A 5,342-nucleotide genomic window follows, 5' to 3' on the forward strand; every position below is an offset into this window, starting at 1 on the left:
GCCTTGTGCTCCGCCGCTGCGCGGCAGGTCGGCGGAGCACAAGGCGTAGCCGTCCATCGCACTGTTGTCCCAATGCGGCAGGTCCATCGGCGCCAGCAGGTCCTCGCCGAGCACTCGTCCCAGCGCCCGCTCCAGGGCCAGGCTCTCGCAGGCTGGCGGGCGCGGCGCGCGCGCCAGCAGTTCGGCCAGCGCCTCGTCGAGCGGGCGCAGTTGGCCGCCATCGCAGGCGCAAGCGCTCACGAGCGGCACCCGCAGCCGGCCACCGGCGCCAAGGCTGGCGGGGTCTTCAGGTGCGGGACGAAATTGCACGGGCGGGTGCGGCTGTCCAGTTGCGCCAGGAGAATCTCGTTCCAGGCGGTGCGACAGGCACCCGGCGAGCCGGGCAGGCAGCACACCAGGGTACCGTTGCTGAGCCCGGCCAGCGCCCGCGACTGGATGGTGGAAGTGCCGATCTCGCGCTGCGAGACCTGGCGGAACAGTTCGCCGAAGCCCTCGACATCGCGCTCGAACAGCGGCCCGACCGCCTGCGGGGTGTTGTCCCGCGCGGTGAAACCGGTGCCGCCGGTGATCAGGCCGACCTGTACCTCGGGGTCGGCGATCCAGGCCGAGACCACCGCGCGGATCTGGTAGATGTCATCGGTCTTCAGGCTCCGCTGGTGCAGGCGATGACCGGCGGCCAGCAGCGCGTCGGCGAGGGTCTGGCCGGAAGTATCGGTTTCCAGGGTACGGGTGTCGCTGACGGTGAGGATGGCGATGTTCAGCGGCTGGAAGGTGGAGGTGGCCAGGTGGCTCATGGAAGGGGTCCTAGGAACGGGCGATGCCTCAGCCTGAACCGCGGGCCCCCGGCTGGCTATTCCTCCGAAGAGGTAAGCCGGCGGCGCGAGGAGGTAGACGTCACTCCTCCCAGCGCTGCGCGGCGGCCTGGTCGCTGCAGCGGCCTTCGACCCAGCGCGGGCCTTCGGCGGTGTCTTCCTTCTTCCAGAACGGCGCGCGGGTCTTCAGGTAGTCCATGACGAAGTTGCAGGCGTCGAACGCCGCCTGCCGGTGGGCGCTGGCGCAACCGACGAAGACGATCGGCTCGCCCGGCTCCAGGCGGCCGATGCGGTGGAGGATCTCCAGGCGCAGCAGCGGCCAGCGCTGCCCGGCCTCGGCGGCGATCTTGCCGAGGGCCTTCTCGGTCATGCCCGGATAATGTTCGAGGAACATCCCGCCGACCTCGCGACCGTCGTTGAAGTCGCGCACGTAGCCGACGAAGCCGACCACCGCGCCGATGCCGACGTTCTGCGCATGCAGGGCGTTAAGCTCCTGCCCCGGATCGAAAGCGGCCTGCTGGACGCGGATGGCCATGGGTTCAACCTCCGGTGACGGTGGGGAAGAAGGCGACTTCGTCGCCGTCCTGCAACGGCTCGTCGAGGCCACACAGTTCCTGATTGCGCGCGCACATCAGGTTCTGCTCGCCGAGGGTACGCTCCCAGGCCCCGCCGCGCTCCACCAGGAGCTGGCGCAAGGCGCCGAGGGTCGCCAGCCCGGCGTCCCAGTTCAACTGCTCGCCGTCGACGCCGAGGGCTTCTCGGTAACGGGCGAAATACTGCACGCGGATCATGCCTGCCCTTCCTCCTCTTTGCGGTAGTGGCCGCTCTTGCCGCCGAGCTTCTCCAGCAACTGGACCTGCTCGATGACCATCCCGCGGTCCACCGCCTTGCACATGTCGTAGATGGTCAGGGCCGCGACGCTGGCGGCGGTGAGCGCCTCCATCTCCACGCCGGTCTGCCCGGCCAGCCGGCAACGCGCGCGGATGCGCACGGCGTCCGGCGCCTCGGCCTGCAGTTCGAGCTTGACGCTGGTGAGCAGCAGCGGATGGCACAGCGGGATCAGTTCGTGGGTGCGCTTGGCCGCCTGGATGCCGGCGATCCGCGCCACGGCGAAGACGTCGCCCTTGGGATGGCCGCCGTCCTGGATCAGTTGCAGGGTTTCCGGGCGCATGCGCACCACGGCCTCGGCCGTGGCTTCACGGGAGGTCACGGCCTTTTCCGTGACGTCGACCATGTTGGCGCGGCCCTGGGAATCGAGATGGGTCAGCACGTGGGTGCTCCTGATGGAAGGTACTGGCCAGTCATTGTAAGCCCTGGGACGCGAGCGGGGATGGTTTGGCCGGATTCTGAAGGGGAATGATTGTATACAGAAAGAGGTATGCCCTCGTTGGCGAATGACCACCCGGTGAAATTTTCCTGACAGCCCTGCCGGTCCGTGACGATCGGACTAAGATCGCAACAGGCTTCCCGCTCCGGAGAACGGAAAGATGACGGACCGACTGCGCGTACTCTTCGTCTGTATCGCCAATGACGCCCGCTCCCTGATCGCCGAGGCCATCCTGCGGCACACCGACGGCGAACATTTCGCCGCGTTCAGCGCCGGCGTGCGCCCCGCTGGCGTCGACCCGCGCACCCTGAGCGTGCTCGAACACGCCGGCATCCCGACCCAAGGGTTGAGTAGCAAGCCGCTGGAGACCTTCGCCGGGGAGTCCTTCGACTATCTCATCGACCTCTGCGACAAAGACACCGACGAACTCGCACAGTTGCCGCACTCCGCCCAGACCCTCGCCTGGAGCTGCAGCGACCCGACCCTCCAGGAAGGCCTGGAAGGATTCAGCCATGTCCTGCAGGAGCTGAACGACCGGGTCCGGCTGTTCCTGGCAGTGAAGAACCGCCCCCATGGGGAACGCTCCTGAGCCGCGCCACCAGCGACGCCCCAGTCGCCGTGCCTCCCGGCGACCTGCCAGTCCTGAAAGGTAGATGAAGGTTTGATGACGGCGTCGAGAAAGCTCGACTAGCGTTGGTCAATACCTATACCGCGCCGGGAGCGCTGGACAGGGCCCACAGGGAGGTGCCCCATGCAACTGCGAATGCACCCTTCGACCAAGGGCGGATGGATCGTCCAGGTCGGCGCCTATCGCATCTCCTTCCATACCGAACGGGAAGGTCGGGAATATCTGCGCAAACTGCGCGAGCGGATCGAAGCCCCCCACGCGCTGCCCGGTTCGCCCAAGCCCCGGATAATCCGCCAGGCCAGGTAGCCGACCCGCTCAGGTGCGGCCGATGGCTTTCCCCAGCAACCTGGCAAGGCGCCGAACGGATTCCTCGGCCCGGTCCAGGGCGGCGGCCTCGGACCTGCGCCATTCCGCGCTCAGGGGGCGCAGGTCGGCCTGCTCTTCGGCCCTGAGGCACCATTGCTGGTGGTCGTGCCAATCCCCCAGCATGGTCTGTAGCGTTTTCAGCGTGTCGAGCACCTTTCCCGGCAGAGGGCAGAGGTCCGGGTAGGCCTCCTGCGAATAACGTGCGCGCTTTACCAACAGGCGGATGTCGTGAAGATCGTGTCCGGGATCGTCGAGCGCCGCCAGCAGCTTGCGCAACTGGTGCCTGATTCGCTTGCTCGCCTCCGCCTCGAGATCGTCGAGGCGACCTTCCGTCATCGCCCGCCGGACACCGTCCGGCCAGGCGTCCAGTGCGTCCAGCAAATCCTTGATCTGTGGACTGCTCCCTGCCTGCCGATACCAGCGGAGCACCGCCTGCCTGCGCAGCGAAGCCGGAATCAGCAGGCCATGGCGCTCCAGCTCGGCCGCCATCACTTCCATGTCGCGGATCGGATTGGTGGCCTGCCCGAGGGCTTTCGCCGCGCGATCCAGGTCCTCGGCCAGAGCCCCCAGGCGCAACGGTTTCAACAGGCTGCGCAGGCGCCTGGCGGCGACGCGCAGATCGTGCAGCGCTTCCGGGTCGGTGCCCTCGACGATCCTGGCATAGGCATGCATGACCTCGACTTCGAGGCCGGAAACGGTGCGAATCACGGATGCGGCGAAAGCCATACGGCGGACTCCCGGAACTGGGGCCCGAAGTCTAGGACATGTTGCAGATCCGTGAACGCCAGCCGCTGCGCCCGGCTCGAGGCCGGGCGCAGCGCAACGCCTGCGACGCCGCGTGGTTACATATGCGCCTCGGCGTACTCCGCCAGCACCGAGCGCGGCACCCCTTGCAGGGTCACGTGCACGCCGTGGGGGAAGTCCTTGAAGCGTTCGGTGAGGTAGGTCAGGCCGGAGCTGGTGGCGGACAGGTAGGGCGTGTCGATCTGCGCCAGGTTGCCCAGGCAGATCACCTTCGAACCGCTGCCGGCGCGGGTGATGATGGTCTTCATCTGGTGCGGCGTGAGGTTCTGGCATTCGTCGATGAGGATCAGGCTCTGCTGGAAGCTGCGCCCGCGGATGTAGTTCAGCGACTTGAACTGCAACGGCACCTTGCTGAGGATGTAGTCGACGCTGCCATGGGTGCATTCGTCGTCCATGTGCAGCGCTTCGAGGTTGTCGGTGATGGCGCCGAGCCAGGGCTCCATCTTTTCCGCCTCGGTGCCGGGCAGGAAACCGATGTCCTCGTCCAGGCCCTGCACGCTGCGGGTGGCGATGATGCGCCGGTAGCGCTTGCTGACCATGGTCTGCTCGATGGCCGCGGCGAGCGCCAGGATGGTCTTGCCGGAACCGGCGGCACCGGACAGGTTGACCAGGTGGATGTCCGGGTCGAGCAGCGCGTACAGCGCCAGCGACTGGTACACGTCGCGTGGCCGCAGGCCCCAGGCTTCCTGGTGCAGGAGCGGCTCCTGGTGCAGGTCGAGGATGGTCAGCTCGTCCTGCTGGATGCCCTTGATCCAGCCGACGAAGCCCTGTTCGTCGACGATGAACTCGTTGATGTGCACCGCCGGCAGGTTGTCGGTGAGCTGCACGCGATGCCAGGTACGGCCGTGGTCCTGGCGGGTCTCGACCTTGCTCACGCGGTCCCAGAAAGAGCCGGCGAGGGAATGGTAGCCGCGCGACAGCAGGGCCACGTCGTCGATCAGCTGGTCGGTGTGGTAGTCCTCCGCGTCCACCCCGCAGGCGCGCGCCTTCAGGCGCATGTTGATGTCCTTGGTCACCAGCACCACGCGTACGCCGCTGTGGCGGCTCTTCAGCTCGACCAACTGGTTGATGATCTTGTTGTCGTTGAGGTGCTCCGGCAGCCAGGTGATGGGCTCGGCACGCTTGCTCATGAGGATCGACAGGCTGCCGCTGGGGCCGTTCTTGCCACGCTGGATCGGTACCCCTCCCTCGACCTGCTCGGGCGTGGCCTCGCCGAGTACCTGGTCGATCAGGCGGATGGCCTGGCGGCACTCGGCGGCGATGGTGTGCTTTCCGGTCTTCAGCTTGTCCAGCTCTTCGAGCACCGTCATCGGGATCGCGACGCGGTGTTCCTGGAAGTTCAACAGGGCATTCGGATCGTGGATCAGGACATTGGTATCGAGGACGTACAGGGTGGGCTGGGTGG

General features: G+C 66.9%; 8 protein-coding genes and 1 pseudogene. 2 read left to right on the forward strand and 7 right to left on the reverse strand.

The annotated features are described in order from the left end of the window. The 5 genes and pseudogenes from FFS27_RS28000 to moaC all read right to left on the reverse strand — a co-directional run. Positions 1 to 240 (reverse strand): annotated as a pseudogene (locus tag FFS27_RS28000) (molybdopterin molybdenumtransferase MoeA); the annotation flags it as partial. Continuing rightward, complete coding sequence (gene moaB, locus FFS27_RS28005) at positions 237 to 794, reverse strand: molybdenum cofactor biosynthesis protein B (protein WP_009313403.1); 558 nt, start codon at positions 792 to 794, stop codon at positions 237 to 239. The pseudogene FFS27_RS28000 and the gene moaB, both read right to left, overlap by 4 nt. Before the next feature lie 100 nt (positions 795 to 894). Then, positions 895 to 1,347 carry a molybdopterin synthase catalytic subunit MoaE gene (moaE, locus tag FFS27_RS28010; protein ID WP_003093025.1) on the reverse strand — a complete coding sequence of 151 codons (453 nt, stop codon included), beginning with the start codon at positions 1,345 to 1,347 and terminating at the stop codon, positions 895 to 897. 4 nt (positions 1,348 to 1,351) lie between these two features. Further along, complete coding sequence (moaD, locus tag FFS27_RS28015; RefSeq protein WP_003110788.1) at positions 1,352 to 1,603, reverse strand: molybdopterin converting factor subunit 1; 252 nt, start codon at positions 1,601 to 1,603, stop codon at positions 1,352 to 1,354. After that, entirely contained in the window at positions 1,600 to 2,082 is a 483-nt protein-coding gene (gene moaC / locus FFS27_RS28020; protein ID WP_003093030.1) for a cyclic pyranopterin monophosphate synthase MoaC, read from the reverse strand. The genes moaD and moaC overlap by 4 nt, the downstream gene beginning before the upstream one ends. 217 nt (positions 2,083 to 2,299) lie before the next feature. Between moaC and FFS27_RS28025 the strand changes: the two genes are divergently transcribed. Beyond that, positions 2,300 to 2,728, forward strand: coding sequence for an arsenate reductase ArsC (locus tag FFS27_RS28025; protein WP_003093032.1), 429 nt, complete (start codon positions 2,300 to 2,302; stop codon positions 2,726 to 2,728). A gap of 162 nt (positions 2,729 to 2,890) precedes the next feature. Then, a complete protein-coding gene (locus tag FFS27_RS28030) occupies positions 2,891 to 3,073 on the forward strand; it encodes a hypothetical protein (protein ID WP_021265239.1) in 183 nt (60 codons plus the stop codon). 9 nt (positions 3,074 to 3,082) lie between these two features. On the opposite strand, the gene FFS27_RS28035 is transcribed toward FFS27_RS28030, so the two are convergent. Both FFS27_RS28035 and FFS27_RS28040 read right to left on the reverse strand, forming a co-directional pair. Then, positions 3,083 to 3,859, reverse strand: a complete 777-nt coding sequence (locus FFS27_RS28035) for a CHAD domain-containing protein (protein WP_003110790.1) — start codon at positions 3,857 to 3,859, stop codon at positions 3,083 to 3,085. Positions 3,860 to 3,975: 116 nt separating this feature from the next. Then, positions 3,976 to 5,342, reverse strand: a 1,367-nt coding sequence (locus FFS27_RS28040; RefSeq protein WP_031763235.1) for a PhoH family protein, incomplete at its 5' end; no start/stop codon positions are given.

The organism is Pseudomonas sp. 2VD (assembly GCF_005503585.1).
Lineage (GTDB): Bacteria > Pseudomonadota > Gammaproteobacteria > Pseudomonadales > Pseudomonadaceae > Pseudomonas > Pseudomonas aeruginosa.